Genomic DNA, 26,456 nt, shown 5'->3' with positions numbered 1-26,456 from the left:
TTACTTCTTTCGAGCCTTTGGATCGAGCGCATCGCGCACGACGTCACCCATCATGATGAAGCTCAGCACCGTCAAGCCCAGGAACAATGCCGGGTAGAACAAGACCATCGGCTGGGTACGCAGCGAAGCCTGCGCCTTGGCGATGTCCGCACCCCAGGAAACCGTGGTCGGCGGCAGGCCGATACCCAGGAAGGACAAGGTTGCCTCCGCGACGATGAACGTGCCGAGCGCAACGGTGGCGTAGACGATAATCGGCGCTGCCGCGTTCGGCAGGATGTGACCGGTCAAAATCTTCCACTGCGACGCGCCTACCGCGCGGGCGGCGGTGACGAACTCCTCGTTCTTCACGCTCAACACGGCGCCACGGGTGATGCGGGCGATGTTGGTCCAGCCGAAGACCGCAAGCACGGTGACCACGGTGAGAATCGTTCGATGATCCTTGAACACCTGCATGACCACGATCGCGGCCAGGACCAAGGGCACGGCGTAGAAGATGTCGGTGATTCGCGACAGCAGCGAATCGAGGAAGCCCCCGAAGTAGCCTGCCAATGCGCCCACGATCGTGCCCAGCAGCACCACGGCGATGGTGGTCAAAAGGCCCACCAGCACAGAGGCGCGCGCGCCGTAAATCGTGCGGGCGTAGATGTCACAGCCCTGGCGGTCAAAGCCGAAGGGGTGGCCGCTGGTTGGTTGTGCAAGCGAGTTCGACAGCTCACAAAAACGGGGGTCGGTCGAAGTAAACACCGATGGCACGAGCGCGAGCGCGATCGCCGCCAGGATGAGCAGGCCGGAGACCCAAAACATTGGTCGGCGCCGCAAATAGCGCCAGGCCTCGCCCCACACGCTGGTGGGGGCGGACTCATCGGCCACCGCATCGACCGCGCCGAGTCCGGTCTCGTCGACCGGTGACACGAAGTGCTCTTGGCCAGGCATTGGCCTATAAATATCGTTATTAGGCATAGCGAATCCTCGGGTCCAGGACTGCATAGAGCAAGTCGACGAGCAGGTTGGCGATGATGTAGACGATCACGAGCACCGTGGTAAATGACACCACGGTCGTCGGCTCGCCCTTGAGGATCGCGTGGTAGATTGCGCCACCGACACCGTTGATGCCGAAGATACCCTCGGTGATAATCGCGCCACCCATCAACGCGCCGAGGTCAGAGCCCAAGAAGGTCACCACTGGGATGAGCGAATTGCGCAACACGTGGCGCATAGTCACCTCAGTCTCGTTGAGGCCCTTGGCCCGAGCTGTGCGAACGTAGTCCGCCCGCATGTTTTCGCTCACTGACTGCCTTGTAAGGCGCACCACATAGGCAAATGACAGCGCACCCAACACGATGGCCGGCATGAGCAAAGACTCAAATGATTCGTTCGCGCCCACCGTCACCGGCAGCAGGCCCCACTTCACACCGATGAAGTATTGGAAAACGAAGCCCACGACGAAAGAAGGCACGGCGATCACGATCAAGGACGCCACCAAAACGGTGGAGTCGAAGATGCCGCCGCGGCGCATGCCTGCGATGACGCCGAAGATGATGCCGAAGACGGCCTCAAAGATCAGCGCCATGAACGCGAGCTTGATGGTCACGGGGAAAGCAGAAGCCATCGCCTCTGTGACTGGGCGTCCGGAGAAGGTGGTTCCGAAGTCCAGGGTGAAGATTCCCTTCAGGTACAGCAGGTATTGCACCAGGAAGGGCTTGTCCAGATTGTATTCAGCCATGATGCGAGCTCGCGCGGCCTCCGTGAGTCCACGGTCGCCACCTAAGGCTTCGACGGGATCGCCAGGCATGAGGAAGACGAGCGCGTACAGCAGCAACGTTGCGCCGAAGAAGACCGGAATCATCTGGAGCAAGCGGCGTCCGATATAACGCAGCATTGGATTGTTCCTTGTCATTTCAGACTTCACACCCCGCGGGCTGGGCGCTCGCGGGGTGTGAAGGTATTAGAACTCAGCCACTGCCCTGCGCGCGAGTCGTTGAAACACTCGCTGCAGAAAGGAATGACCGATTCTCATGGAAGTTACCCGGGAAGAAAGTTACTTGCGGGTGATGTCGTAGTAGACCGGGACGGACTTCCAAGAGAAGACCACGTTGTCCACGTTCTCACCGTAGCCACCAACAACGTTGGAGTACCACAGTGGGATGGCCGGCAGGTCGGTCAGCAGCAGCTCCTGAGCCTGGTTGTAGAACTTGTTGCCTTCTTCGATAGAGGTAGCGGCTGCACCCTGCTTGAGCAGATCATCGAACTCGGCCGAGGAGTAGTCACCGTCGTTGGAGCCTGCGCCGGTGCCGTAGATCGGGCCGAGGAAGTTCGCCAGCGACGGGTAGTCTGCCTGCCAGCCGGTGCGGAAGGCACCCGCGATGGTGCGGTTGGTGACCTCATCGCGCAGGGACTTGAAGTCCGGGTAGGGCTTGCCCAGCGCGTCGATGCCCAGGTTGTTCTTGATCTGGTTGGCCACAGCGTCAACCCATGCCTGGTGTCCGCCGTCGGAGTTGTAGGCGATGGTGAACTGGCCAGTGAATGGGGAGATGGCGTCTGCCTGCGCCCATAGCTCCTTGGCCTTGTCAGGGTTGAACTCCAAGACCTCTTCGCCAGCGAGGGTGTCGCTGTGTCCATCGATGACCGGGGAGGTGAAGTCGGTAGCCGGGGTACGGGTGCCCTGGAAGATCGTCTCGGTGACCTCTTCACGGTTGATGGCCATGGAGATTGCCTGGCGACGCAGCTTGCCCTCTTCGCCGGAGAAGTGCTCAAGCTTTTGCGGGATGGTGAAGGACTGGAAGATGGCTGCTGGCTGGTTGACAGCGCGGTCGCCGAGCTCGGACTCGTAAGTGCCGAAAGCGGAGTCCGGAACAGCGTCGAGGACGTCAAGGTTGCCTGCCAAAAGGTCAGCGTAGGCGGCATCCTGGGATGCGTAGAAGACGAACTTCAGGCCGTCGTTCTTCGCTGGGTGCTCGCCGCTGTAGTTCTCATTTGGAACCAGGGTTGCGGACTCGTTATGTGCCCACTCCTCCAGGTTGTAGGGGCCGTTGCCGATGGGGTTTTCACCATAGGCGGCCAGGTCCTCGAAGGCGGAGTCATGCAGCGGGAAGAACGCGGAGTAGCCGAGGCGGGTCGGGAAGTCAGACTCCGGCTGGTTGAGCTCGATGGTGAAGGTCTTATCATCGATGACCTTGAGGCCTTCCATCTCGGAAACTCCCTCTTCTGCGTAGCCCTTGATGGGCTCGAAGAAGTACGCGTTGAGCATGGCCTGCTCGACTGCAAGGTTCCACGCCTTGACGAAGTTCTCCGCCTTTACCGGGGAACCGTCAGAGAACTGAATGCCGTCCTTGAGGGTGACCTTGTAGGTGGTCTCGTTTTCCAGCTCGATGGACTCGGCCATTTCGTTGTGGATCTTGCCCTCGCCGTCGTAGTAGACGAGGCCGGAGAAGATGTTGTCGACGATCGTGCCGCCACCAACCTCGTTGGTGTTGGCCGGGATCAGTGGGTTCTGCGGCTCAGTGAGGCCACCACCAGCGGTGATCAGGTCGCCGCCGGAGGAAGAACCACCGTCAGACGAGGAAGATGAGGATGAATCCGAAGAGCAGGCCGCAACGCTCACGGCCAAGACGGCCGCCGTGGTCACAGCAAGAGTCTTTTTGAATTTCATGTAAAGACCTCCATTGTTTAAGTGGACATCCAATGATTCGCCGCTGGGGGAACGGTACGAACCATTGCTTGTGCCAACATCTTAACCTGTGGCCTAAGTCATGAATGAAGCGTTCCACGGCCGGTAAGTCACAATATCGGTTGTGTAATAGTTATTTTTGCGAATAAGTAGCGCACTACCTGCAAACCTTTAGATGCTTTCTCTAAAGAATCTATTTTGCCTGTTGCCATTTTGTTACCCTTTGGGGGCACACATAAGTTACCCCCGATTCCGCAGGGCGGGAAACACCACGTCGCGCGATAGAGGCGCGAGGACATCTGACGTCGAATGTGGGGCAAACCAGCGTGCCTCGACAATCTCTTCAAACACCCGGACGGCGGCCGGAACACCGTCTTCTGCCAAGCGATCGTCCCCGACCTTCACCGCGCCACGTGCGGCTGTGTCCGCGGCATCTCCTGCATCATCGAGCGACTGGTTCCACTCGAAGACATCGCACACCACCGTAAATCCGGGCTCATTGGCTGCCGGTGCCCGCATGGTTCCCAGGGGCAAGAGATCCGAGGCCTCCAGTTCCATGTGCAGTTCTTCGGCGATTTCCCGACGCGCCGCCTCAATGCCACGCTCCCCCGCCTCGAGTTTTCCTCCCGGAAGCATAAAGGCACTGGTTGCCTTCTTCCGCACACTCAAAATGTATCCGTCCCGATTGCGGATGATGACAGCCGCGATGCGGATTGTCTTGCCATCCTCATCCAATCCCGGATCATCATCGCGTTTCTCAGGGCCGTATAGCGATGTCCCAACGGAGGGTCCACAACAAAGCCCAGACGATCGCCCGGAAGCCTTTTGGTCTCCTCCTGCCTGCATTGGTTGTTGATTCTTGCGCACCGCGCTGTCGTCTCCTTCTTTAAACCCCCACGGTTTGAGCATGCCACTAGCTAACGAGGTCGTACGGTGGTGATCAGCGCTGTTCAGCCTTGCTCGTGCAACACCGGCGCCCGTGTTTCGACCCGCTCCCCTCAAAAAAGCCATGGGGCCATGGTGATCTAGTCATATTGTCTTCTATTCGCGGCCCATTGTAGGTCGCTGCCGCCTGTGGCTTCGTTCGCCAAGCCGCGCCCAGGGATACCTCGTATCAACCTCGCCCTTCCAGCTCGTGATGAGATTTTCACACTCTCAGGCCTCCTACACCGCGCCGTATGCCACCACAGCGCCTTTTGATAATTGGCGCCTGGGCCACCACAGCGCCTTTTGATAATCGGCGCTTGACGCCCTCGTTTCCCGTCCCTGATCGGTTTTCTCCCGGTTGTTTTTCTTGCTTGCCGACGCCTACAGGCCGGCGTCCATTCCGGTTTCCTTGCCGGCCACGGCTTTCATTTCTGGTTGGTATTCGCCGGGGCATACCCCTCGTTCGCGGCCACCGTAACGGATGATGCGCCTTGTGAGCGCGGCGGTGGTGACGTCGTCAAGCAGTGCCCCGTCCACGACGAAGTCAGCGGGCGGCATGTGCCGCGCGTGCTCTTCTTCCTGACGGGCCCACATCTGCCAGTAGGGTTCGAAAAACGGATCCCTGGCAAGCGCGCGGGTCTTTCGAAACTCAGGATCGGCGTCCACGTACAGGCTCACCACCGCCTGGCCGGTCGATTGTGGGCACAGCCTTCGTGCCCACAGCCGTGCCCCGGCAAGGCTTTCATTAGAGAGCGCACCGCATCCTTCGACGATGAGGTGATCGCCGCCCGAGAAGTCGACCGAATGCCAGTGACCGCGGCGGTCGTTGTCCCAATCCCAACGCCAATATCCGGGGCGCACGGGATGGAACACGTCGGCGGCTACCATGGCCGATGCCGCGGCAAGCCCAGACCAACCGGGGTAGAAATCATCGAGGTGAATAACCTGTGCCGAAAGCGCGCGCGCCAGCGCGGCCGCGAACGTTGTTTTTCCCGCGCCGGAACGGCCATCAATGATGACGATCATGCGCCCAGAAACCTAAACTCGCCGGTGAAAACCGCAATCCCCACGGCCACGGCGGCGATCAGCGCGCAGGAGAACAAAAACCACCAGTCGCGGGCGAACATCTGCGACGGACGCGCAAACGTGCGGGTGGTGTAGCGACCGAAGCCACGGGCCTCCATCGCCGTCGCCAGCTTCGTGCCCCGTCGCAGGGCGAGCACCAGCAGCCCAAAGGTCATCGTCGCCGCTGTGGCCAGCTTGTTTTTCCCGTCGAGCCCGCGCACCCGCCGCGAGCGATGCAGCGAGCGCCAATCGCTGTGCATCAACGAAACCAGCCTGCTTGCCGCCACGGCCCCGATGACGAAGCGAGGTGGCAGCTTCAGGATCTGCGAAAGTCCGTCGCCCAGATCGGTGGGATCGATCCCGGCCAACAAGATGACCGCAGGCAGGCCGAGCGCGAGCACACGCACCATGATTGCCAGGGCGAGCTGCAGTGAATTGTCGGTGACGTGGGCAAAGAAGAAGGAAAAGTACTCGTGCCCCTCGGGCCTGCCATACAGCGCCATGGACATGCCCGCGATTGGGGTCGCCAGCAGGATCGGCCAGCTTCGTCGCGCAAGTTGAGCAAGGCCCACCCCGCATGCGGGGGCGAGCGCCACGGTGAAAGCCAGCGACACCCCGGCGGAGACCACATCGATGCTCAGCAGCAATGGGGTTCCCAGCACCAGCAGGGCAAGCACCCGGGTCACCGGGTTAAGCGAACGGATCATAGCGTAATCACCTCATCGCCTAGCGCCTTGACGTAGGTTTCGTCGTGGGTGACCGAAATGACGGTTACTCCGGAATCGTTGAGTTCACGCACGAGGTTGACCAATTCGATGAAAGTGCGGCGGTCTTGCCCGAAGGTCGGCTCGTCCAAGAACACCACCTTCGGGGCGGTGACCAACACCGTTGCCACCGACAGGCGTCGTTTTTGCCCACCGGAGAGTTCAAAGGGGTTTGCTTCCTCAAGCCCTTGCAGCCCAAGACGTGCCACCAGGTCATCGATGCGCGCCTGATCCTCTGCGGCCAGGGGCGCCTCGCGGCGCCTGTGTTTTCGGTTTGCTCGCGCACCCGCGTGCCTGGGCCCCACCTCTAATTCCTTGGCAACCGTGGTAGATACGAATTGGTGCTCCGGGTCTTGGAAGACGTAGCCGATGCGGCTGGCAAGCTGCTTCGAGCCCCAGCGGAAAGGATGCGGATCGAGGCCGGCTGCGATGGAACTGGCGTAGGAAATTTCGCCGGACAGGGGTTCCAACAGACCCGCCAGGGTGAGCATGAAGGTGGATTTTCCGGCGCCGTTGCGCCCGGTGACAACGGTGGAAGCACCGCGAAGAATGCGCCCGCTGGCGGCGGGGGCAACAGCCCTACCGTCCTCCCAACCGCACACGAGGTCGTGGTATTCGATGGCGGCTTCTTCCCCTCTTGCGCCCCCACCTGCCTCGGCTATTGCTTTCCGACGCCCAACCGTCGCACGGGGTGCGAAAACCGGCTCGATGCCGGGCACCCACACCCCCTCGGCCGCCAAGGTGGCGCCCTTCGTGGCGATGACGGTATCACAATCGCCGTCGGCAAGGACCCCGTTGTGCCCAAGCACGATGGCACGCTGTGCGAAGTCCGACCAGACACCTACTCGGTGCTCGACCACGATGACGGTGGCACCGGTGCGATCGGCGACAGCCGTGACGGCCTCCACCACCTCGCGGACACCTGCCGGATCCAAGTTGGCGGTCGGCTCATCGAGCAAGATGATGTCGGCGCCCATGGCGATGACACCCGCCAGCGCCAGGCGCTGCTTTTGGCCACCGGACAACGCCACGGTGGGATGCTCACGCGGCACATCCAAACCCACCATCTCCAAGGCCCAAGGCACCCGCCGCCAGATCTCCTCGCGCTCGACGTTGAGGTTTTCGCACCCAAAAGCCACATCATCGCCCACGCGGGAAGCGATGACCTGCGAGTCGGGGTCCTGCAGCACCATGCCCACCGTGCCGTTTATCTGCAGGCTGCCTACGTTGGCGCCTTGGTCGTCGGCAAGCAAACCGGCAATGGCCATAAGCAGGGTGGACTTGCCGGCCCCCGACTCCCCCAGCAACATGACGCGCTGCCCGGCGGGTATGGCAAAGTTGACCCCTGCAAGGGCCGGCAAGCGACGCGAGGCGTGCCGAAAGCCAAAGTCGACGGCGGTGATGGCATCCATGCCAGGCGGAACCTCCTTGGTTCGACAACGATGTCGCAAGAACTCGTTGTGAGGAAAATGGGTGTATTCAGTCAGTGGGCTCATAGGCGGGGCTTCGCCGTCCCGGTTTCCTGGACCAACGTTTGCAGCCTCAGCCGATCACATCGCGTTGTACAGGGTTAATGACCAGGGGGAGCTAGGGGTGTCTGTACTTGGCTGTTGCTCGTTGGACCTCGACAGTGTGCATCGCTGCTTGTCGGGACTCATGCGCCCTCGTTAGTTCTCATCGGTGCTTGTTGATCTTTTAGTTTTTTCGGTGCCTGTCGGTGCTTATGGCACCTTTCGGTGTCTGAGGGTGACTGTCGGTGCTGTCGGTGCTGTCGGAGTTGCCGGTGCCTGCCGGTGCCTGTCGGTGCCTGTCAGCGCCTGAAAGATCCCACTGGGCAGGGCCGGTGCGTTACCTCCCTCTCCTGCCTCATCTTTGCAAAGGGGTGCGCGCCAAGGCGAACTCGCTATCATTATTCGCGTGTCATCCAGCCCGCAAGACCCCAGCCTGACCAAACAGGACGCCAAGCAACCTCGCGCATCGATGGCCACGAAGCTCGGTGACGCGGCGCTAGTTGGCGCCGCAATCTTCCTCGCCGCGGTGGCAACGGGGCTGGTCGGCGCGGGATTGAACCTCATCATTGAGGCGCTTGCGGAAATCGCCGACCTAGACCCTGCCGCCAGGCTGTGGATCGCCGCCGGGGCCGGCGTGGCATGCGCCCTCGCCTGGTGGTGGCTACGCCCACTTCCAGCCGTCAACACCGCCCTGAGTTTGGGTACCCCGCTGCCGCTGGGACGCACAGTCCTCGACGCACTCGCCCAGATTCTTTTCGTCGGCGCCGGAGCCTCCCTCGGCCGCGAGCAGGCCCCGCGCCAGGTGGCGGCCGCCGTCGGCGACAAAATCGCAGCACGCCTGCACCCAGACATGCGCGCCCGCATCGTCGCCGGGGCCGCGGGCGCGGGCTTGGCGGCGGTGTATAACACTCCCTGCGCCGGCGCAATATTCGCGCTGGAGACCCTGCCGCTCAAGCGCGATAAGTCCTTCATCGCCATCGCTACCGTTATGAGTTTCATCGCTACCTTCATCGCCCGCCCCATCACCGGAGCAGAAGCCTTCTACCTTGTCCCACCCGAAAAACTAACCCTTGCCCTCGGCCACGGACTAGCCGGTGCCATGAGCCGGGGCACCCTTTCCACGCTTGCGACAAGGCAGGGGCTTGCCCAGGTGGCAGGCCTGCTGGTGTTTCTTCTGGCATTAGGGCTCGTCTGCGCGGTAGTTGGCGTGGGCTTCCGGCGCTTGCTCTTACACCGCCCGCACATCCCCAACCGCGCCCTCACGGTGAGCATTCCCGCTGTCCTCGTGGCAACAGTACTGGTGGATCTGTGGCTGGGCGATATCTCCGGCAACGGCCAGGCAATTTTGGAGGGCCTATTCCATGAACCCGCCACGTGGCAGGTGTTGGTGGCCTTGCTTGCTGCCAAGATGGCGATGACCTGGCTTGCGTTATCCTCCGGCGCGACTGGCGGGGTGCTCACCCCCTCGCTTGCCATCGGCGGGCTCATTGGCGCACTGCTTGCGCTCGGAGCACAGGCCCTGCAGCCCCATCTTTTGATCGGTGTGGCGGCGATGACCTTCCCCGCGGCGGCGGCCATAGGAGCCGTCGGCGTGCTTGCGATCACGCAACGGGCCCCGTTTTTTGCCATTGCCTTCGGCCTCGAGCTCATCCACGCACCTATTGAGTTAATCCTTCCCACCCTCGCGGTGGGGCTCGGGGTTTACGCCATGACAAGGCGCATCCGCTAGCTATACCAGCGAGCGGGCCTCACGCCCCACGGCGAAGCGATCCAGCGCACCAGTCGCGGCTAGGGCCTTGACAAGCAGGGAGCCGACCACTCCTGCCAGGATGGCACCGGAGACCACGGTGGTTCCCAGATACGTCAGGTTAAAGGCCAACGACTTCGCCAGGTTACCGCTGGTAAACAGCTCATTGATGATGGCGCCTAAGCCAGCACCGGCACCGGCGATCATGGCCACCGAGAGGTTGAAGCGTTTGTACAAAAACAGGGCGAAAATCAGCTCCGCGCCAAGACCTTGCGCGATCCCGGAGTACAAGGTGGTAATACCCCACTGGTTACCGATTCCGGCCGAGACCAACGCGGCAAGCACTTCCACGTACAAGGCCGCGCCCGGCTTGCGGATCACAAGCCCCCCGATGACGCCACCGAGCAGCCAGATGCCGACGGCAACTCCGCCAAGTCCAGGTGTGAGGGCATCTGCTGCCTCGTACCAGGCATAACCCACGGAGTTCCACACCCAAAAGATGAGGCCGCAGGCCACACCCAAGACGGAGGCGATGACGATATCGATGACCCGCCAGGACCTGTTCGTGGCCGTGGTCGGGGTCAGTGGTGTGACAGAGGCATGACTGCTCATGACCTTAATTCCTTCCTATCGCCGGTATTACCCGGATCAGGTTCGACGGTTTGCGCAAACGCTTTGCGCATCTCAGCCGTAAAAGGCACCCGTGTAAACGGTTTTTACTTGTGCTGCCAGCTTCAACCGCCGGCCGGCGTGAGGGTTGTTACCCCGACGCTCTTAACAAATAGTAGCCCGCCTTAATCCCCGCGGTGAGCCAGGGTGTCATAGATGAGCGTGTGCAAGGGCACCGCAACCCCGGCGCGCGCCGCCATGCGCATGACGGCGCCCACTTGGGCATCGAGCTCATTGGGAAGGCCTGCAAGAATGTCGCGCTGCATGGAACTCGTCGCCTGAGCCGGCTGTTGGTCGGCAAAGGTGAGGCTTTCTTCGACCACATCAGCTGGCAATGCGATGCCGTTGGCCCGCCCGGCTAACTCTACTTCGCGCATGAGCGCCTCGAGATCCCGCCTGTAGGTGGTGCGTACATCCTGCATCGGCTTATTCACCAGCGCACCGAGCGCGCCGAAGGTGGTGACGAACATGGCTTTGGCCCACACATCAACCAAAATGTCATCCAGCACATAAGGCTTGATGCCTGCCGCCCCGAGCGCGTGGCTGAGTGCGGCGACGATATCTTTCGTTCCCGGATCAACGCTTCCGAAGGTGAAGCTGAGGACTCCGCCGGAAAAGCGGACCTCGCCTGGACCATCGTGGACGAGGAAACTGCGCACGACACCAGGCACTACCTTGGAAGGGCCGTATTTTTCGATGGCGATCGCGGGCATTTCCACGGAATTTTGGGTAGTGACCAGCACCGCGCCGTGTGGCAGGCGTTCGGGGAGGTTATGTCCGTCAATGGTCTTGGTGGCGAGGAACACGGCATCCGCCTCGGCTACCTCTTCGATGCTTTCGACCACGTTGACTGCCACGGTGGAACTACCCTGCGGCGAATGCACGTAAAGACCGCGCGTGCGAAGCGCCTCGAGTGTTGCCCCGCGGGCGACAAAGGTGACGCGGGTTCCGGTTTCCTGCAGCAGCGCGCCGAAGTAGCCACCCACGGCCCCGGCGCCAATGATGACGATATGCATGAGCTAAAGCATAGGCCACCCTTGGCACCAAAGAGGCTTAGCTCACACTTGGCGCCGCAAAGGTCTACGATGTTGGACATGCTTTTTCCTACTACCGCACTCATTCTTGAAGGTGGCGGTATGCGCAATGCCTACACCGCTGCAGCCGTGTCCAAGCTGTTGGTCGAAGACCTCAACTTCGGCTGGGTGGGCGGTATTTCCGCTGGTAGCTCGCACACCGTGAACTTTTTATCCCACGACCCTTACCGCACGAAGGAGGCGTTTGTGGGGATGAGTCAGGATCCCCGCCTTGGCGGCTGGGGGTCGTTTCTGCGTGGACGCGGATATTTTGATTCGCGTTACATCTATGAAGACGCCCCGATGCCGGGCACGGAGCATCCGTTCGACTACGGCAGCTTCGTGGCCAACGAGACGCCGTATCGTATCGGTGCCACCCGGGCGGATACCGGCGAGACGGTCTATTTCGGCCGCGAGGACAACACCGATCTGGTAACGCTGATGAAGCAGGTGCGTGCGAGCTCCACCATGCCGGTGTTCATGCCTATCACCTATATTGACGGACGGCCTTTTGTCGATGGAGCCTTGGGCACCTCAGGTGGTGTGGCTCTTGACGCCGCCCAAGCCGATGGCTTTGATAATTTCCTCGTCTTGCTCACCCGCCCGCGGGACTATTGGAAAAAGCCGGTATCGCGTCCGGCTGTGCTGCGTCGTGCTTTCCGACGTTTCCCGAAGGTGGCCGAGGCCATCATTAACCGCCCGGCCCACTATAACGACACCAAGCGCAAGCTTCTCGAACTGGAGAAACAGGGTAAGGCGAAGCTGTTTTTCCCAGAGACTATGCCCATTCATTCCCGCGAACTGAGCACCGCGAAGTTAGAAAACGCCTATCAGCTAGGAATGGCACAGACCCAGCGGGAGTGGGACTCGTGGCTGGAATTCCTCGATAAGCAGGCCTAGCGGCGCCAGGTGCCGCACGCTGTCCTCGTTGATCCGGCCGTCTACAGCCCGCTACTATGCATCGCTGTCAGTTCTCCGCCTGCGGCTACGGGGGGCAATGATGACGTATCCGCCGGTGACTAGAGGATCAGCAGGCTGATGGCCATCACCGCCATGCCCGCAACCAGACCATAGATGGCGGTGTGGTGACGGCCGGTTTTGACGGCGGTGGGCAGAAGCTCGTCGAGGCTGATGAAAACCATGACACCTGCGATCATGGCGAAAGAGATACCCATCGTCGCGGGCCCAATCCACGGCAAAAGCAGGAGATAGCCGATGAGCGCGCCGGCAGGTTCGGCTAGTCCTGAAACCAGCGACCAACCAAAGGCCTTGGCGCGGGAACCGGTTGCTTCACGCAGAGGTACGGCAACCGCGATTCCTTCCGGAATGTTGTGGATGGCTATGGCTATCGCCACGGGCACGGCAACGGTGGGGTCGGCGAGAGCTGCGATGAACGTGGCAAAGCCTTCCGGGAAGTTGTGAACCGCGATGGCAATGCTGGTGACCACACCCATCTGCATCATCATTTTGCGGCGTTTCGAGGAATCCGTCGAACCCGGCTCATGTGGATTGACGGTATCGGGCACAAGCCGGTCAATGATGGCGATCACGGCGATGCCGGCGAAAAAGGCCAGCACGCCCAGCCACTGCGCCTTCCCATCCCCGTAGGATTCGGCAAGCTGTTGCTGCCCCTCGGGCAGAAGCTCCACGAAGGACACATAAATCATCACGCCCGCGGAAAACCCCAGGGATCCGGCGAGGAAGCGCTCACCGGGACGGGCCTTGGCTACCGCGATGGCACCGCCTATGCCCGTCGACAAGCCTGCAAGCAATGTCAGGCCAAACGCAACCAGAAAGGCACTCATCGATACTCCCCCTTTCCTGTTGCTTTTCACCTCGTGGCGTGGCCAAAACTGGGCGCGCATTCATGGGATTCCTCGCAATTTTTGAGGACTAGCGCAGGGCAAGGAATGCACAACAGCCACTGTTCGGGAATAATACAAGGAATAAGTCTCGGTAGGTGCAATCCCTATCGTTTGCAGTACCCCAAAAATGGAAAGTTCAAGGTAAAACACATGGCCGGAGGCCTAGCAGCGCTCCTCGATGACGTAGCACTCATCGCTCGAAACGCCGCCGCCAACATCGACGATGTTGCAGCACAGGCGGCAAAGACCAGCGCAAAGGCTGCAGGCGTCGTCGTCGACGATGCCGCGGTAACCCCCCGTTTCGTTGAAGGTGTAACCCCGGCGCGTGAGCTGCCCATCATCTGGCGCATCACCAAGGGTTCGCTTGTCAACAAGCTGATCATTATTCTGCCGATCGCCTTGCTACTCAACGCCATCGCGCCGTGGGCACTGACACCGATCCTCATGGTGGGCGGCACCTACCTTTCCTTCGAGGGAGCCGAAAAGGTGTGGGAGATGATCTCCGGCCACCAAAAGGAAAGTGAGGAGGAAGCGGGAGCGAAGGATGAGAACGCCCTCGTGCGCGGTGCGATCACCACGGATCTCATCCTCTCGGCAGAGATCATGGTGATCTCGCTCAATGAGGTTGCCCACGAGACCATCTGGATCGAGGCGGGCGTGCTCATCATGGTGGCGCTTGGCATCACGGCCTTGGTCTACGGTGCGGTTGCGCTGCTGGTCAAGATGGATGACGTGGGTCTGGCATTCATCAAGCGGGAGAAGGGCGCAAGCCAGAAACTTGGCCGCGGCCTCGTTGCCGGAATGCCGAAGGTGCTCAACACCATCTCCTTCATCGGTATGTTCGCCATGCTCTGGGTCGGTGGCCACATCCTATTGGTCGGCCTTGACGAGCTGGGCTTCCACCTGCCGTACGAGCTTGTCCACAATCTCTCTCACCACGTTGAATCCTATGGCGGTGCCGCCACCTGGACCGTGGAGACCTTGTGCTCGCTGGTGTTCGGCCTAGTCATCGGCGCCATCGTGGCCACGATCGTTCACTTCCTTCCCATCGGCAAGAAGAAGCACTAAGGGCCGCACGCGCGTGTGCGTGGCACAATCCCTCTTCGCCTCGCGGTTGTCCAAGGACTATTCCTTTGATCCGCGGGGCGATTTGTTATTTCCACCACCGGACAGTCCCGACGGCAAGGCGTATTCGCGGCCATTCGTTTAAGGCAGAGTCCCGTGTACGCTTTTCCGAATTCTGCGGGGAGTGGGCCAAGCCCCAGGCGTAGTTAGGCTGGGCTTAATTTCTGACTATGCTGGGTGGGTATGAACAACCACTTTGAGATCAAGGTCCCCGGCGGCAAGCTCGTCGCCGTGGACGTCGACTTTTCCACCCCGGAGGAAGGCGGGGTCATCAATGAGGTCTCCGTTTCCGGGGATTTCTTCATCGAGCCAGACGAGGCCTTCATGGCGCTGGGTCCGGCCCTTCAAGGCGCTTCTATCAACGAGGATGCCAAGGAGCTCACCCATCGCCTCGACCAGACGCTGTCGAAGGTCGACGGCGTTGCCATCCATGGCTTTAGCACCCATGACATCGCGGTAGCTGTACGTCGCGCCATTACCGGCGCCACCGACTTCACCGACCATCCCTGGGAGGTGCTGCGGCCTGGTGTGCTATCCACCCCAATGAACGTCGCCCTCGATGAGTTGCTGCTCGACCAGGTGGCCACGGGCAAGCGCGGCCCGCTCATGCGCATCTGGGACTGGGAGGACAAGGCCGTGGTCATGGGCTCTTTCCAGTCTTATGTCAACGAGATTGACCAGGAGGGCGTGGATAAGCACGGCATTACCGTGGTGCGCCGCATGTCCGGCGGCGGGGCGATGTTTATGGAAGGCGGCAACTGCATCACCTACTCGCTCTATGCCCCGGAGTCGCTGGTTGCGGGATACTCCTACGAAGAGGCCTACGCCTATCTCGACCAGTGGGTGCTCGCAGCGCTGGCCCGTCAGGGGGTTAACGCCTGGTACGTTCCAATCAACGACATCACCTCTGACGGTGGCAAGATCGGCGGCGCCTCGCAGAAGCGCCGCGGGGGCGCGATCTTGCACCACGTGACCATGAGCTATGACATCGACGCGGACAAGATGATGGAGGTCTTACGCATCGGAAAGGTCAAGATCGCCTCGAAGGGCATCGCCAGCGCGAAGAAGCGCGTCGATCCGCTGCGCCGCCAGACGGGTGCTACCCGCGAGGAGATCATCGGCACGCTTATCGACGAATTCACCACTCGCTACCACGCCACCGAGACCGCCTTGAGCGAGACCGATCTGGCGGCGGCTAAGGAGCTGGTGGATTCCAAGTACTCCCAGGAGGCGTGGACCAAGCGCGTGCCGTGACGATGGCATCCTGCCAACCGCCCTATCCGATTTGAGCCTTTGTCCTGCAGTCGATTTTGGCGTAACGGCGACCTTGCTTATCAATCGAGGTCAAGGCGTAGTTCCCGCCATAGGCACGGCAACCGGTGTAATTGTCGGCGAGTGACCCGGCTCCCGCAGCAGGAGCCGGTTGGACGGTTTCTTGCTGTTGGGATTGCCGTTCGGCAAGGAGGCGTTGCGCTTCCACACGTTGAGCCTCAAGGCGTTGTGCTTCCAGGCGTTGCATCTCGAATTGTTGAACTGCCTTTTCCAGTGTGGCCTCCGCGAAATTCAAACGAGTATCCGCCCGTCTCGCTATTGCTTCGCGTGGATCATCATAGGCTTGGGTTTCGAATTCGCTCCTTTGTGAGGAAGCACTTCTAAACGCATTCACCTGCCCACGCAGACGCTTGATTTCGGCTCGTTTGACGTCGGCATCTTCATTCGAATCTACGGCGCTAAGGGAAAGCTGAGCGATGTCCTCGGCCACCGTATCCTCGAATTGCGCCGTCGCATCATCGGTGACCATGCATTGTTCACCAACGCCGAAAACGCCAATCCGGCTTTCTCGCGAACGTTGCTCGGCAGACTTTAGCTGCGAATAAAACTTCGTATTTGGCTCAACCTTTATCGCAACTGCAAAGCCTGCAGCGACAATTTCTTCATTAATAAACGTACCGTCGACAAACACTCCAGCAAGGTCCCTTCCGTATTTGTCAGTCGTTTCAATGTCGTATTCCAAATCGACCTTTGTACCTTTGGGAAGGCGCCCTTCAAGGAATTGTTTCGCTTCGGTGGCAAGGCAGTCAGCCTGGTTACCGTCATGGGCTAGTTCGGGAGTATTGATATTCAATAACCGCACGCGCTTTTCACCTCCGTCAGCGCTGACCTCAATCGTGTCGCCATCAATGATCCTGGTCACAGTGATGGATTCATCATTCACGACCGAGTACGCCACTGCCCCTACTGCGACTGCTCCGATGAGCGAAACTAGTGCTTTGAACACGTCCTCCTCTGAATTTTCACGATTGATTAATTCTCAAGAAGGTCTCCCGGGGAAGCTTAATGGAACTGGAGGAGAAATATCCTCTTTTTTCGAGTTCACAGTTGCGACAGTCCGCGCCTACAGTTTCTAGTTGTCAGATGATTCTCAACAATCAACTCACCACTCGAATTTTTTGGCTTCGCCGCCCCACCAGGAGGACTTCGTGGCTGTTTCCACGCTTACCCAGCCCAAGCACCCTGTGGACCAGGTCCCCGCCGCACCAAAACTAGCGGTCCTTGGTCTACAACATGTGTTGGCGTTCTACGCCGGCGCCGTGATCGTGCCCCTGCTCATCGCAGGCTCGCTCAATCTTGATACGGCGACCACCATCCACCTCATCAACGCCGACCTGTTGACTTGCGGCATCGCCACGCTCATCCAGTCGGTGGGCATCGGCCGCCACGTCGGCGTGCGCCTTCCTATCATCCAGGGCGTGACCACCACCTCAGTAGCCCCCATCATCGCGATCGGCCTCGGTGCCACCGACGGGGCGGGCGGACTCGGTTCCCTGCCCACCATCTACGGCTCCATCATCGTCGCGGGTCTGTTTACCTTCTTCGTCGCGCCACTATTCGGGCGCTTCCTGAAGTTCTTCCCGCCGGTGGTGACCGGCTCCGTGCTTTTGGTGATGGGCACCTCCCTGCTGGCGGTGTCGGCCAACGACTTCACCAACTACGCCGAGAGCACCCCAGCGAGCCGCGACCTGCTCTACGCCTTCGGCACTCTGGCGGTCATCATCTTGGTGCAGCGCTTCTTCCATGGCTTCCTCGGCACCTTGTCGATCCTCATCGGCCTGGTCCTAGGCACCACCATCGCCTTGATCTTGGGCGATACCTCCTTCGATGAGGTGGGCCAAGCCAGCGCGTTTGGCATCACTACCCCGTTTTATTTCGGGGTCCCGAGCTTTGATGTGATCGCGATCTTCTCCATGATCATCGTCATGATCATCACGATGGTGGAGACCACCGGTGACGTCTTCGCCACGGGCGAGATCGTCAAGAAGCGTATCCGCCGCGAGGATGTCGAGCGAGCCATCCGCGCCGACGGACTGTCCACGCTCATCGGCGGCATCATGAATTCCTTCCCCTACACCTGCTTCGCGCAAAATGTTGGCCTCGTGCGGCTAACCGGCGTGAAGTCGCGCTGGGTGGCGGCGTCTGCCGCGGGCTTCATGATCATCTTAGGCCTGTTGCCCAAGGCCGGAGCCATCGTCGCCTCCATCCCCGCGCCCGTCCTCGGCGGCGCCTCGCTGGCACTTTTCGCCAACGTCGCCTGGGTGGGACTGCAGACCATCGCCAAGACCGACCTCAACGACGGCCGCAACGCCGTGATCGTCACCTCCGCGCTGGGACTTGCCATGCTGGTGACCTTCAAGCCGGATATCGCCCAAGCCTTCCCGGAGTGGGTGCGCTCCTTTGTGTCCTCGGGCATGAGCATCGGCGCGATCACCGCCATCGTGTTGAACCTGGTGTTCTTCCACCTCGGTAAGCAGTCCGGCGGCGATGTCGCCCGCAATCAGGGCGAGGGTGTCTCCCTCGACGAGCTCAACGCCATGAACCAAGAGCAGTTCGTGGCCACGCTGCGCCCGCTGTTTAACAACGAGACCTGGCCGCTAGCGACCGCTTGGGAAGCCCGCCCGTTCGCCGACGTCAACGAGCTGCGCGAGGCGATTCAGGTCGCCGTGCTCACCGCCCCGGAGGTTCGGCGGGAGGCGCTCATCCACGACTACCCGGCGATGGACCGCCTGCTTCTGGCAAGCGATGAGGAGTCCAGCGCGATCAGTGCAGTGCGCGGCTCCGTTGGCTTAAGCGAGCTCGACGATGTCCAGGCCGAGAAGATCACTGAACTTTCGGCCGCCTACCAGGAGCGTTTCGGCATGCCGTTCGTGGCCTTCCTCGACACCAACGACACCGTAGATCGCGTCATCGACGCCGGACGGCGCCGCCTGGCCAACTCCCCGGAGCAGGAGCACCGCGTCGCGCTCACTGAGATCGTGGAGATCGCGGGCGACCGCTTTGATTTGTTGCTTGCCGACGCCAATCCGGTCCGTTCCGCCTGGGATCGCAAGTTCACCGAGGTTGAATGACGAATGCAGGAGCGGCAATGAGTGAGCCGCTGCCGGGGGATGCTGACCATGGACCATCCATCCTCGGCCACCCTGGCAATGAGTCTGTGCGAGGAAAGTGGCTGGCGCCCATCAGGGCACCCGTGTCCGCGCTGGTGACTTCGGCAATGCTTTGCCCTTTCCCGGGCTCACTCGCCGTCATCGACTGCGTGATCTAGGCGGGCAAGCTCCCTTCATCGGCTTTCCAGTACCTTGTCACTTCACCAAAGGGTGATAAACGGCGGGCACCAATCGGAAAAATACCGGTTGTGGCCCGCCGTTTGTGCTGGTTAGTGCTTCGCGAAAAGCGTGAGGTAGCCAAGCTTGAGGTTGTTGAGCACGAACCGGAAAAACTGGAAGCACACGCTAGTGCGCCGACGAAGTGTTGCCTCGGTGGGCAGTGGTGCATGGTCGAGCTGAGCGATGAAACTCTCCGACCCCTGTGTCTTAGACATGACCAATTCCTCCTTATTCCGGAATCAGGTGCCAGCCCGGAAGGGCCTTTGCTTTGTAGATAAACATGTAGTGCAGCACAAGCTTGGTCCAGTGCCCACCCAGACCGATCTCGCCGGTAGTAAATCGCAAGTCCCGGCCGGTCCGGAACTTCTCCCTATCCGGCACAATCGGCGACATCACCATTGAGGCTGCCGACCCCTTGCGAAGCCCCGTACCGGCCGAGGCCACGCATGCTGCGGTAAGTTCTGCCATCGATGCCTCGTGCGCCTTGGCAGACGGGCCGTGCTTGATTCGGTCAACAATCGACAGCGCGGCAGCCTTGCCCATCTCACCAGAAGGCTGGCCAGTTCGAGGTGGCGAGGGAGTAATCACGGTGCCATTCGGGGATGTGCGTGGCCGGGAAATCTGGTGCGGTGGGGCGAACGCAATTCCTGCCGCCCACATGTTGTCAAACTTCGCCGATTGGCAGGTGCGAGGCCAGTCGCTGGCCTTCCACTCCTCGTAGGGCTTGCCTGAGTAATCGGCATCCACAAGCATGAAACCATTGGGCGCGAATACCTCGGAGGTGATGTCCTTACCCGCACGGTCGAACGCCTTCAGCGCAACCCCACCGAAAGGTGGCAACAACATGGCAAAGTCGAAGTCGAGCTTGTGGTGGCTACCGTCTAGCTGTTCGAAGTAGACGGTGCCTTCCTCGACCTTCTCCACGTGAGCACCGAGGATCGGCTCCACACCGCGCTCCCTAAATAGCGACTCCGTCCAGATCTTGGACGTAGTCTCGTAGCCTTCTTGTCGGAAGGTCATCCCTCCCACGCCGAAATCGCCGAGTTCCGCCTCGTTGGTCAGGTACATGACGCGGGCTCGATCGCGCACTCCCGCTTGGCGTAGCTCGTGCTCAACATTGAAAACGTACTCGAAGGCTGCCCCTTCGCAGGTGCAGGTGCCGTGCCCCATGCCCACAACGAGGGTCTTGTGTTCGCCCTTTCGCAGCTGTTCGATTATCTCTTTCAATTCTCGGGCGGTTTCGTCTGCATGGTCAGCCGTACAGACCGATAAAGAATGTCCCTCTGGGCCTAAACCCGCAGTCATATCGAAGCGTAACTGTGGGCCAGTAGCGTTGATGAGGAAGTCATAGCGCAGGCGCTCAGTCTCGCCCGCACGCCCCATCCCGGTGTATTCGATATCAACCGCGCCCCGATCCGATTGGGAATCGCCTTCCGGCCAAAGCACTGTTGCCTTTGCCTGCTTGAATACCACGCCAATCTTGTCGTACACCGGCTTCAGTGGGAAGATGACCTTCTTCTTTTCCATCCTGCCCACGCCCACCCAGATATTGCTGGGGATCCAATTCCACTCCGAGTTTGGTGAAACCACCGTAACCGTGTGCCCGGGTGGCAATAGTCTGCTCAAGTGCAATGCTGCTGTGTGTCCGGCGACGCCCGCACCGAGAATGACAATGTCTGACAATTCCGCGCTCCTTCCGAAAACCTGCCACTACCCACCTTTATACCCCTAGGGGTATAAACTCACAAGGGTTTCGGAAAAGGAATTCACAATCCCCGTCATCCACCACCCGCTTTGGGAGGTGATGATGCGGGCATAAGTTTTGAAGCCCTTTGAAACGCCCGGCATGGAAGACAGAAAAGGCAAGCGGATTAGCCGTTGCCCACACAATCTTCGGCACGCACCTCACTGCGTAGCCTCAGGTGGCTGACAGTACGAGATTCGTAGGTCTTAGAACCCCCAGGGCCATGGCTTACAGCCTTCCACACGAAAGTCCCAGGATTCGCCGTAACGCATGCCGTCGCCCTTGCCATGCTTACATTTCCTGCCCTGCGCACGGACCCCGATTGGGAGCCTGCGGCATTGAGAGCACCAATAAACCAAACCCCACACCGATGCACTCATTGTCAAAGTCGGCGCGGTCCCCGGCGTCCTGCGGGACGCGGGAGCCCTGCAAGATCGTCCAATCAGCTACAGGGTCCACGTATGTCCGCAGGCCAAGGGCATATAGTCGAGCGAGCAATGATTGCCAACCCAGCGATTGTCCGGATCGATTGCCAATCGAGCATCGTCTAGATTCCGGACCCAGGCAGAGGCCCAACAACACCAGAGATAGACCCTAACAATAGGCCACGATCGTCGGTACCCGCGGTGAGGTCGTCACACAGCCAACCGTTGTGAGAATGTCGCACCGGTCAACTACTTCTGTGGGTGATAGTTTCCCTTCCAAGCCAACGCACTCGTCGGGCGAAGACCGCTTCGCGTCCAACGCCGGTCGCATGTAATCGATCAGACTCTCTTCGCAATAGGCCAGCAGCTCCAATTATCCTCATGCACAGTACCGGAGGTATATCAGAGCTGGTCAACGCAGCCTACGACCCACACGAGTCATTCCGTTTACTCAGGATGCAGCCCCCAACGGTTCGCCAAAGCGAAAGGAGGTACGGACTTCCCGGGACACTATCCTCGTTCAATCGGCAGCCAGAGCTCACAGGTCGCAGTGCTGAAGTCCTCGGCGCGCTCCACAATCGAGACCATCGATGGCCCGTTGCGAAGCCGCCACGGATTCGACGGAAACCACTCGGTGGCCGAGGCAGCATAGGCATCGTGCACCACCGAGGGATAGGCACCGGACGTACGAAATACGACCCACCACCCAGCCTGGACAGTGACCCGATCGAGGTCATTCGGCACCTGCGTTGCCTCTTCGACGGCGACTGCGTGCAGATAGGTCAGCTCACTGCCTTCCTCGTAATCGGGATCGACATCCACGCTTACCTGCAGGATCCCAGTCGGCGTGGTATTGCCGAGCATCTTGAGCCGTTGATGCTCTTGCTGCGGGATCGAGGCGATGTGGCGCTGAATATGCTCATTGATTCCGCGATGGATAAGTGGCACACGCGCGGCGTGTCCAATCAGCGCAAACGCTGGCCTTTCGATGATGCGGGTGTCCATGGACATTGCTCCTTCTACAGTGAGGCGAAACTTCACAATTGGTTGGTTACGCAAGCTACCGCTTTGACGGCGCACCTCGCCATGGCTGACACCGTGCACGAGCCGAAATGCGCGTCCGAATGCCTCCACCGATCCGTACCCGTAACGGGTAGCGATGCTCAGCAAATCCTCAGGACCTAGGAGATCGGTGGCTGCGAGCGTCATCCGGCGACGCCGCACATATTCAGAGATGGAAATCCCCGCCAGCGAGGAAAACATCCGCCGCAGGTGGTACCCCGTCGTGGCGTGGGAAGCAGCGAAAGCATCAATGTCGAGTTCTTCACCCCACCCTTGAGCGATGACGTCCTCAATGGCGTGGACGAGTCCATTCAATGTCTGCATCATGTTCATGCCGCTTCCTTGCATACGAAGATGGTACGTTCAGCCATGACTGAGGCGCCCGATAGTTTCGGACCGATTCGGTTAGGTTGATGCAACTGCATCGACCAGGCGCCATGAGTGAGGAAAAGCCCTCCACCACAGATCTTTCACGAAAGTGTGCCTGTGCTGAAGGGCTTGATTGTTGACCGCGAGGAATTATCCGCCGATCTTGAAGTCGCAGACGTCGCCGTCTTGCATAACGTAGTCCTTGCCCTCCATGCGCATCTTGCCCTGCGCGCGGGCCTCGGCCACAGAGCCTGCGGCGTCGAGGTCGTCGAAGGAGATGATCTCGGCCTTAATGAACTTCTTCTCAAAGTCGGTGTGGATCACGCCCGCGGCCTGCGGGGCGTGCCAGCCCTGCTTGATCGTCCAGGCACGCGATTCCTTCGGCCCTGCGGTCAGGTAGGTCTGCAGGCCGAGGGTGTGGAAACCAGCACGGGCTAGGGTCGCCAGGCCAGGCTCGGTCTGCCCCACGGACTCCAGCAGCTCCAGGGCCTCGTCCTCGTCGAGTTCTAGCAGCTCGGTCTCTGTCTTCGCGTCGAGGAAGACGCAGTCGGCAGGGGCGACGAGGGCGGCGAGCTCTGCCTTGCGGGCGTCGTCGGTAAGCACGGCCTCGTCGGAGTTGAACACGTACAAAAATGGCTTGGCCGTCATCAGGTGCAGGTCGCGCACGAGGGCTAGGTCGATCTCGCCATTTTTCGAAGCGGAGAACAATGTGCGGTCATCCTCGAGGATTTCCTGCGCCTTCTTGGTGGCGGCGACGGTGTCGGCGAGCTCCTTGTTCTTGCGAGCCTCCTTCTCCAGGCGCGGAAGGGCCTTCTCAATGGTCTGCAAATCCGCGAGGATCAGCTCGGTGTTAATCACGGAGATGTCGTGAATGGGGTCCACCTTGCCGTCGACGTGGATGACGTTATCGTCGGCGAAGGCGCGCACCACCTGGCAGATCGCATCCGCCTCACGGATGTTCGCGAGGAAGGCATTGCCCATGCCTTCGCCCTCGGAAGCGCCCTTGACGATGCCGGCGATGTCCACGAAGGAGACGGTGGCGGGCAGGATGCGCTCGGAGCTAAAGATCTCCGCCAGACGGTTGAGGCGGCGATCCGGCAGCTCCACCAAGCCGACATTAGGCTCGATGGTGGCGAACGGGTAGTTCGCGGCCAGCACATCGTTACGGGTCAGGGCATTAAAAAGGGTGGACTTGCCAACGTTGGGCAGTCCGACGATTCCAAGAGTAAGGCTCACGATCCCTCATAGTAGCAATTAGCACCGAAAATGAGACATCGTGACTACCCGTGGCACCGGTCCTGCGAGCACGTAATAGACCAAGCCTCCCACCACTTGCCGGCACCAACGGCAAAGGCTCATTCTGCGTAAAGTTTGCCCACCTGTGGCCGTCGTCAAGCAAAAAGAAGCCCTCGGCTAAGGCTCACGCGGCGCGCTCAAGCGAGCGCGAGGGGCAGGGAACTTTGAAAGAATATTCCCCCTGCGGTTTCGCTGAGAGCGAACAGGCGTTTAAAATCCGCGTAGAGCTATTTCTATAGCCCGAAAGTTTAAGATAGCTCAACCTATAACTGAACTATCACTTGAGCCTTCGTGGTCACGTACGCCACCACGCGCAACGCGGCCTTGGACAAACGCTGGTCCCACCACCATCGGGAAACGCGCTTTTTCATCTATGGCTCATTCCTTGTCTTGGCTTAAGTCGAAGATTGTCTTGCGCCCCCTCCGAGCTCCCCCATGGAGTTTTCGTCTATTTCTCGGCGAGCGCACAGTCACACTGAGCCCGCAATGAAAGGTTGACTCTTCATGTCTGCACCAGTTGAGCAGGGTCAGCGCCGCGAAACATTCTCCAGTCGCTGGGTGTTCCTCCTCGCGGCCATCGGCTCCGCAGTGGGCCTGGGTAATATTTGGCGTTTCCCCTATGTCGCCTACGAAAACGGCGGCGGCGCATTCCTCATCCCCTACCTCATCGCACTGCTAACCGCAGGTATTCCGCTTTTGTTCTTGGACTACGCGATGGGACACCGCTACCGCGGATCCGATCCACTCATCTTCCGTCGCTTTGCCAAATGGACCGAGCCGGTCGGCTGGATCCAGGTGGGCATCTGTTTCTTCATCACCATCTACTACGCGGCAATTATCGGTTGGGCATTGCTCTATACCGTCAAGTCCTTCAACCGCGCCTGGGGCGATGATCCGAACACCTACTTCTTCGCAGACTTCCTGCAGTTTGATGAGACCGCCAAGGTCTCTTTCGACTTCGTGCCGCAGATCCTACTCGGCATGGCTGTCGTGTGGATTGCCGCGGTCATCGTCATGGTGATGGGCGTGGACGAGGGTATCGGACGCACCGCCAAGATCTTCATGCCGATCCTGACGGTGCTGTTTATCATCGTGGTTATCCGCGCCCTGTTCTTGCCCGGTGCTTCCGAAGGCCTCAACGCCTTCTTCACCCCAAACTGGGAGGCGCTGAAGGACCCGACGGTGTGGGTGGCCGCCTATGGCCAGATCTTCTTCTCACTGTCGGTCTCCTTCGGCATCATGATGACCTACGCCTCCTACCTCAAGCCGCGCTCCAACCTCACCGGCACGGGCCTGGTCACCGCTTTCGCCAACTCCTCCTTCGAGGTTCTCGCCGGCATCGGCGTGTTCGCAACCTTGGGCTTCATGGCGCTCAACCAGGGCGTTGGTGTCGAAGACGTGGCAACCTCCGGTATTGGCTTGGCGTTCGTGGCCTTCCCGACCATCATCAATGAGATGCCACTCGGTGGCGCCTTCGGCGTCCTGTTCTTCGGCTCCCTGACCATCGCAGGTTTTACCTCCCTGTTCTCCTTGCTCGAGCCGGTGATCTCCGCCTTCATTGACAAGTTCAACCTGCCACGCAAGCAGACCGCCATCGCCGTTGGAACCTTTATGGCCTTGCTGTCTATCATCTTGTTCTCCACCACCTCCGGCCTGGCAACGCTGGACATCATGGACAAGTTCACCAACAACATCGGTATCGTGGCCATCGCCTTGATCATCATCGTGTGCGTCGATTGGATCTCCCGCCGCATCGACGAGATCCAGGCACACATCAACCAGGTTTCCTCCTTCCGTGTGGGCACCATCTGGCGCATCTGCGTGGTCAACGTGACCACCCTGGTCCTGGGCTTTACCCTTATTCAGGAGCTCATCTCGCTGATCACCGAACCGTACGGCGGCTACTCCCAGCTCCAGATCGGCCTGTTCGGCTGGGCAGTTCTTGCCATCATCCTGGTTCTGGCCTTCGTCCTCTCCGCGATGCCGTGGCCTGCCGGGCTGCCCGTCGATGGCCCTCCAGGCTCCGACTTCGGTGTAGATCCGCACCATGCTCGCCCGGTTCTCAAGCCCAGCAAGTACGATCCGAACAAGCCCCGCATCCCGGGTTTTGCCGCCGAACAGTACAACTAGAAGACCACAAACACGAGGTTGAGTGGGCAGATGCGGAAGCCAGATAAGCGGGCACGCGCCCGAACCGGCTTCAAGGCACCTGCCCAGACCACACAGCCTCGGCGTTGAGCCCACATAAACTGATAAGGAGCCAAACATGTCCGGCACCGCCATCGTGATGATGCTGCTGTTCATCGTCGTCATCTGGGGCGGACTCGCCCTCACGGTGATCCACCTGCAGCGCCACCCGGATGAGACCTCCGGCCTATTGGGCGATTCCAAGCACGCTACCGATGACGTGCTGATCGCCCAGGAGCACCACGCCCCACGCGCCTAAGCAATCTCATCGATCCCCGACTCGCTTACTTCACTGAGCA

At 60.1% G+C, this 26,456-nt stretch carries 23 protein-coding genes and 1 riboswitch; of the genes, 8 read left to right on the top strand and 15 right to left on the bottom strand.

The features are described 5' to 3' along the window. From PAB09_RS05135 to PAB09_RS05105, 7 genes are all read right to left on the bottom strand, one after another. The gene (locus PAB09_RS05135; RefSeq protein WP_271034961.1) at positions 1-960 is read right to left on the bottom strand and encodes an ABC transporter permease; all 960 of its coding nucleotides are present in this window, start codon (positions 958-960) and stop codon (positions 1-3) included. Then, on the bottom strand, positions 953-1,879 hold the full coding sequence (locus PAB09_RS05130; RefSeq protein WP_271034960.1) for an ABC transporter permease: 927 nt from the start codon (positions 1,877-1,879) through the stop codon (positions 953-955). The genes PAB09_RS05135 and PAB09_RS05130 overlap by 8 nt, the downstream gene beginning before the upstream one ends. A 159-nt stretch (positions 1,880-2,038) precedes the next feature. Continuing rightward, positions 2,039-3,649 carry a peptide ABC transporter substrate-binding protein gene (locus tag PAB09_RS05125; RefSeq protein WP_271034959.1) on the bottom strand — a complete coding sequence of 537 codons (1,611 nt, stop codon included), beginning with the start codon at positions 3,647-3,649 and terminating at the stop codon, positions 2,039-2,041. 258 nt (positions 3,650-3,907) lie between these two features. Beyond that, positions 3,908-4,534, bottom strand: a complete 627-nt coding sequence (locus PAB09_RS05120) for an NUDIX hydrolase (protein WP_271034958.1) — start codon at positions 4,532-4,534, stop codon at positions 3,908-3,910. A 441-nt stretch (positions 4,535-4,975) separates the two neighbouring features. Then, entirely contained in the window at positions 4,976-5,620 is a 645-nt protein-coding gene (locus tag PAB09_RS05115) for a hypothetical protein (protein ID WP_333780184.1), read from the bottom strand. Beyond that, the gene (locus PAB09_RS05110) at positions 5,617-6,366 is read right to left on the bottom strand and encodes an energy-coupling factor transporter transmembrane component T family protein (protein WP_271034957.1); all 750 of its coding nucleotides are present in this window, start codon (positions 6,364-6,366) and stop codon (positions 5,617-5,619) included. The genes PAB09_RS05115 and PAB09_RS05110 overlap by 4 nt, the downstream gene beginning before the upstream one ends. Beyond that, entirely contained in the window at positions 6,363-7,835 is a 1,473-nt protein-coding gene (locus tag PAB09_RS05105) for an ABC transporter ATP-binding protein (RefSeq protein WP_271034956.1), read from the bottom strand. Before PAB09_RS05105 ends, PAB09_RS05110 begins: the two co-directional genes overlap by 4 nt. Positions 7,836-8,340: 505 nt before the next feature. Here PAB09_RS05105 and PAB09_RS05100 point away from each other — a divergent pair. After that, positions 8,341-9,663: a chloride channel protein gene (locus PAB09_RS05100; RefSeq protein ID WP_271034955.1), complete on the top strand. Its 1,323-nt coding sequence runs from the start codon at positions 8,341-8,343 to the stop codon at positions 9,661-9,663. Here PAB09_RS05100 and PAB09_RS05095 read toward each other — a convergent pair whose 3' ends face one another. Both PAB09_RS05095 and PAB09_RS05090 read right to left on the bottom strand, forming a co-directional pair. After that, complete coding sequence (locus PAB09_RS05095; RefSeq protein WP_271034954.1) at positions 9,664-10,293, bottom strand: ECF transporter S component; 630 nt, start codon at positions 10,291-10,293, stop codon at positions 9,664-9,666. Continuing rightward, positions 10,289-10,396, bottom strand: a riboswitch (TPP riboswitch). It overlaps the preceding gene by 5 nt. 79 nt (positions 10,397-10,475) lie before the next feature. After that, positions 10,476-11,366, bottom strand: a complete 891-nt coding sequence (locus PAB09_RS05090; RefSeq protein ID WP_271034953.1) for a 2-dehydropantoate 2-reductase — start codon at positions 11,364-11,366, stop codon at positions 10,476-10,478. A gap of 78 nt (positions 11,367-11,444) precedes the next feature. Between PAB09_RS05090 and PAB09_RS05085 the strand changes: the two genes are divergently transcribed. Beyond that, positions 11,445-12,323, top strand: coding sequence for a patatin-like phospholipase family protein (locus PAB09_RS05085; RefSeq protein WP_271034952.1), 879 nt, complete (start codon positions 11,445-11,447; stop codon positions 12,321-12,323). Positions 12,324-12,442: 119 nt separating this feature from the next. On the opposite strand, the gene zupT is transcribed toward PAB09_RS05085, so the two are convergent. Continuing rightward, positions 12,443-13,228: a zinc transporter ZupT gene (zupT, locus tag PAB09_RS05080; RefSeq protein ID WP_271034951.1), complete on the bottom strand. Its 786-nt coding sequence runs from the start codon at positions 13,226-13,228 to the stop codon at positions 12,443-12,445. A 210-nt stretch (positions 13,229-13,438) separates the two neighbouring features. Here zupT and PAB09_RS05075 point away from each other — a divergent pair, with 210 nt between their 5' ends. After that, positions 13,439-14,356 (top strand): DUF808 domain-containing protein, encoded by a 918-nt coding sequence (locus PAB09_RS05075; protein WP_271034950.1) that lies wholly within the window; start codon positions 13,439-13,441, stop codon positions 14,354-14,356. 240 nt (positions 14,357-14,596) lie between these two features. Then, on the top strand, positions 14,597-15,667 hold the full coding sequence (locus PAB09_RS05070) for a lipoate--protein ligase family protein (RefSeq protein WP_271034949.1): 1,071 nt from the start codon (positions 14,597-14,599) through the stop codon (positions 15,665-15,667). A 22-nt stretch (positions 15,668-15,689) separates the two neighbouring features. Here the strand turns inward: PAB09_RS05070 and PAB09_RS05065 are convergent, their stop codons facing one another. After that, positions 15,690-16,628 (bottom strand): thermonuclease family protein, encoded by a 939-nt coding sequence (locus PAB09_RS05065; protein WP_271034948.1) that lies wholly within the window; start codon positions 16,626-16,628, stop codon positions 15,690-15,692. 265 nt (positions 16,629-16,893) lie between these two features. Here PAB09_RS05065 and PAB09_RS05060 point away from each other — a divergent pair, with 265 nt between their 5' ends. Continuing rightward, positions 16,894-18,816 carry a solute carrier family 23 protein gene (locus tag PAB09_RS05060; RefSeq protein ID WP_271034947.1) on the top strand — a complete coding sequence of 641 codons (1,923 nt, stop codon included), beginning with the start codon at positions 16,894-16,896 and terminating at the stop codon, positions 18,814-18,816. Continuing rightward, on the top strand, positions 18,813-19,013 hold the full coding sequence (locus PAB09_RS05055) for a hypothetical protein (protein ID WP_271034946.1): 201 nt from the start codon (positions 18,813-18,815) through the stop codon (positions 19,011-19,013). The genes PAB09_RS05060 and PAB09_RS05055 overlap by 4 nt, the downstream gene beginning before the upstream one ends. Positions 19,014-19,124: 111 nt before the next feature. Here PAB09_RS05055 and PAB09_RS05050 read toward each other — a convergent pair whose 3' ends face one another. From PAB09_RS05050 to ychF, 4 genes are all read right to left on the bottom strand, one after another. Further along, the gene (locus PAB09_RS05050) at positions 19,125-19,289 is read right to left on the bottom strand and encodes a hypothetical protein (protein ID WP_271034945.1); all 165 of its coding nucleotides are present in this window, start codon (positions 19,287-19,289) and stop codon (positions 19,125-19,127) included. Between the two features lie 13 nt (positions 19,290-19,302). Continuing rightward, complete coding sequence (locus PAB09_RS05045; protein WP_271034944.1) at positions 19,303-20,757, bottom strand: NAD(P)/FAD-dependent oxidoreductase; 1,455 nt, start codon at positions 20,755-20,757, stop codon at positions 19,303-19,305. 996 nt (positions 20,758-21,753) lie between these two features. Next, on the bottom strand, positions 21,754-22,632 hold the full coding sequence (locus tag PAB09_RS05040) for an AraC family transcriptional regulator (protein ID WP_271034943.1): 879 nt from the start codon (positions 22,630-22,632) through the stop codon (positions 21,754-21,756). 192 nt (positions 22,633-22,824) lie between these two features. After that, positions 22,825-23,910 (bottom strand): redox-regulated ATPase YchF, encoded by a 1,086-nt coding sequence (gene ychF, locus PAB09_RS05035; protein WP_271034942.1) that lies wholly within the window; start codon positions 23,908-23,910, stop codon positions 22,825-22,827. A 564-nt stretch (positions 23,911-24,474) separates the two neighbouring features. Here ychF and PAB09_RS05030 point away from each other — a divergent pair. Together PAB09_RS05030 and metS are read left to right on the top strand one after the other, a co-directional pair. Continuing rightward, positions 24,475-26,100 (top strand): sodium-dependent transporter, encoded by a 1,626-nt coding sequence (locus PAB09_RS05030; protein ID WP_271034941.1) that lies wholly within the window; start codon positions 24,475-24,477, stop codon positions 26,098-26,100. Between the two features lie 136 nt (positions 26,101-26,236). After that, the gene (gene metS, locus PAB09_RS05025; protein WP_271034940.1) at positions 26,237-26,416 is read left to right on the top strand and encodes a methionine/alanine import NSS transporter subunit MetS; all 180 of its coding nucleotides are present in this window, start codon (positions 26,237-26,239) and stop codon (positions 26,414-26,416) included. The last annotated feature ends 40 nt before the right edge of the window (positions 26,417-26,456 follow it).

Origin of the sequence: Corynebacterium sp. SCR221107, assembly GCF_027886475.1 — a bacterium.
In the GTDB taxonomy this organism is placed as follows: Bacteria; Actinomycetota; Actinomycetes; order Mycobacteriales; family Mycobacteriaceae; genus Corynebacterium.
This window is presented reverse-complemented; position numbering and strand designations above follow the sequence as displayed.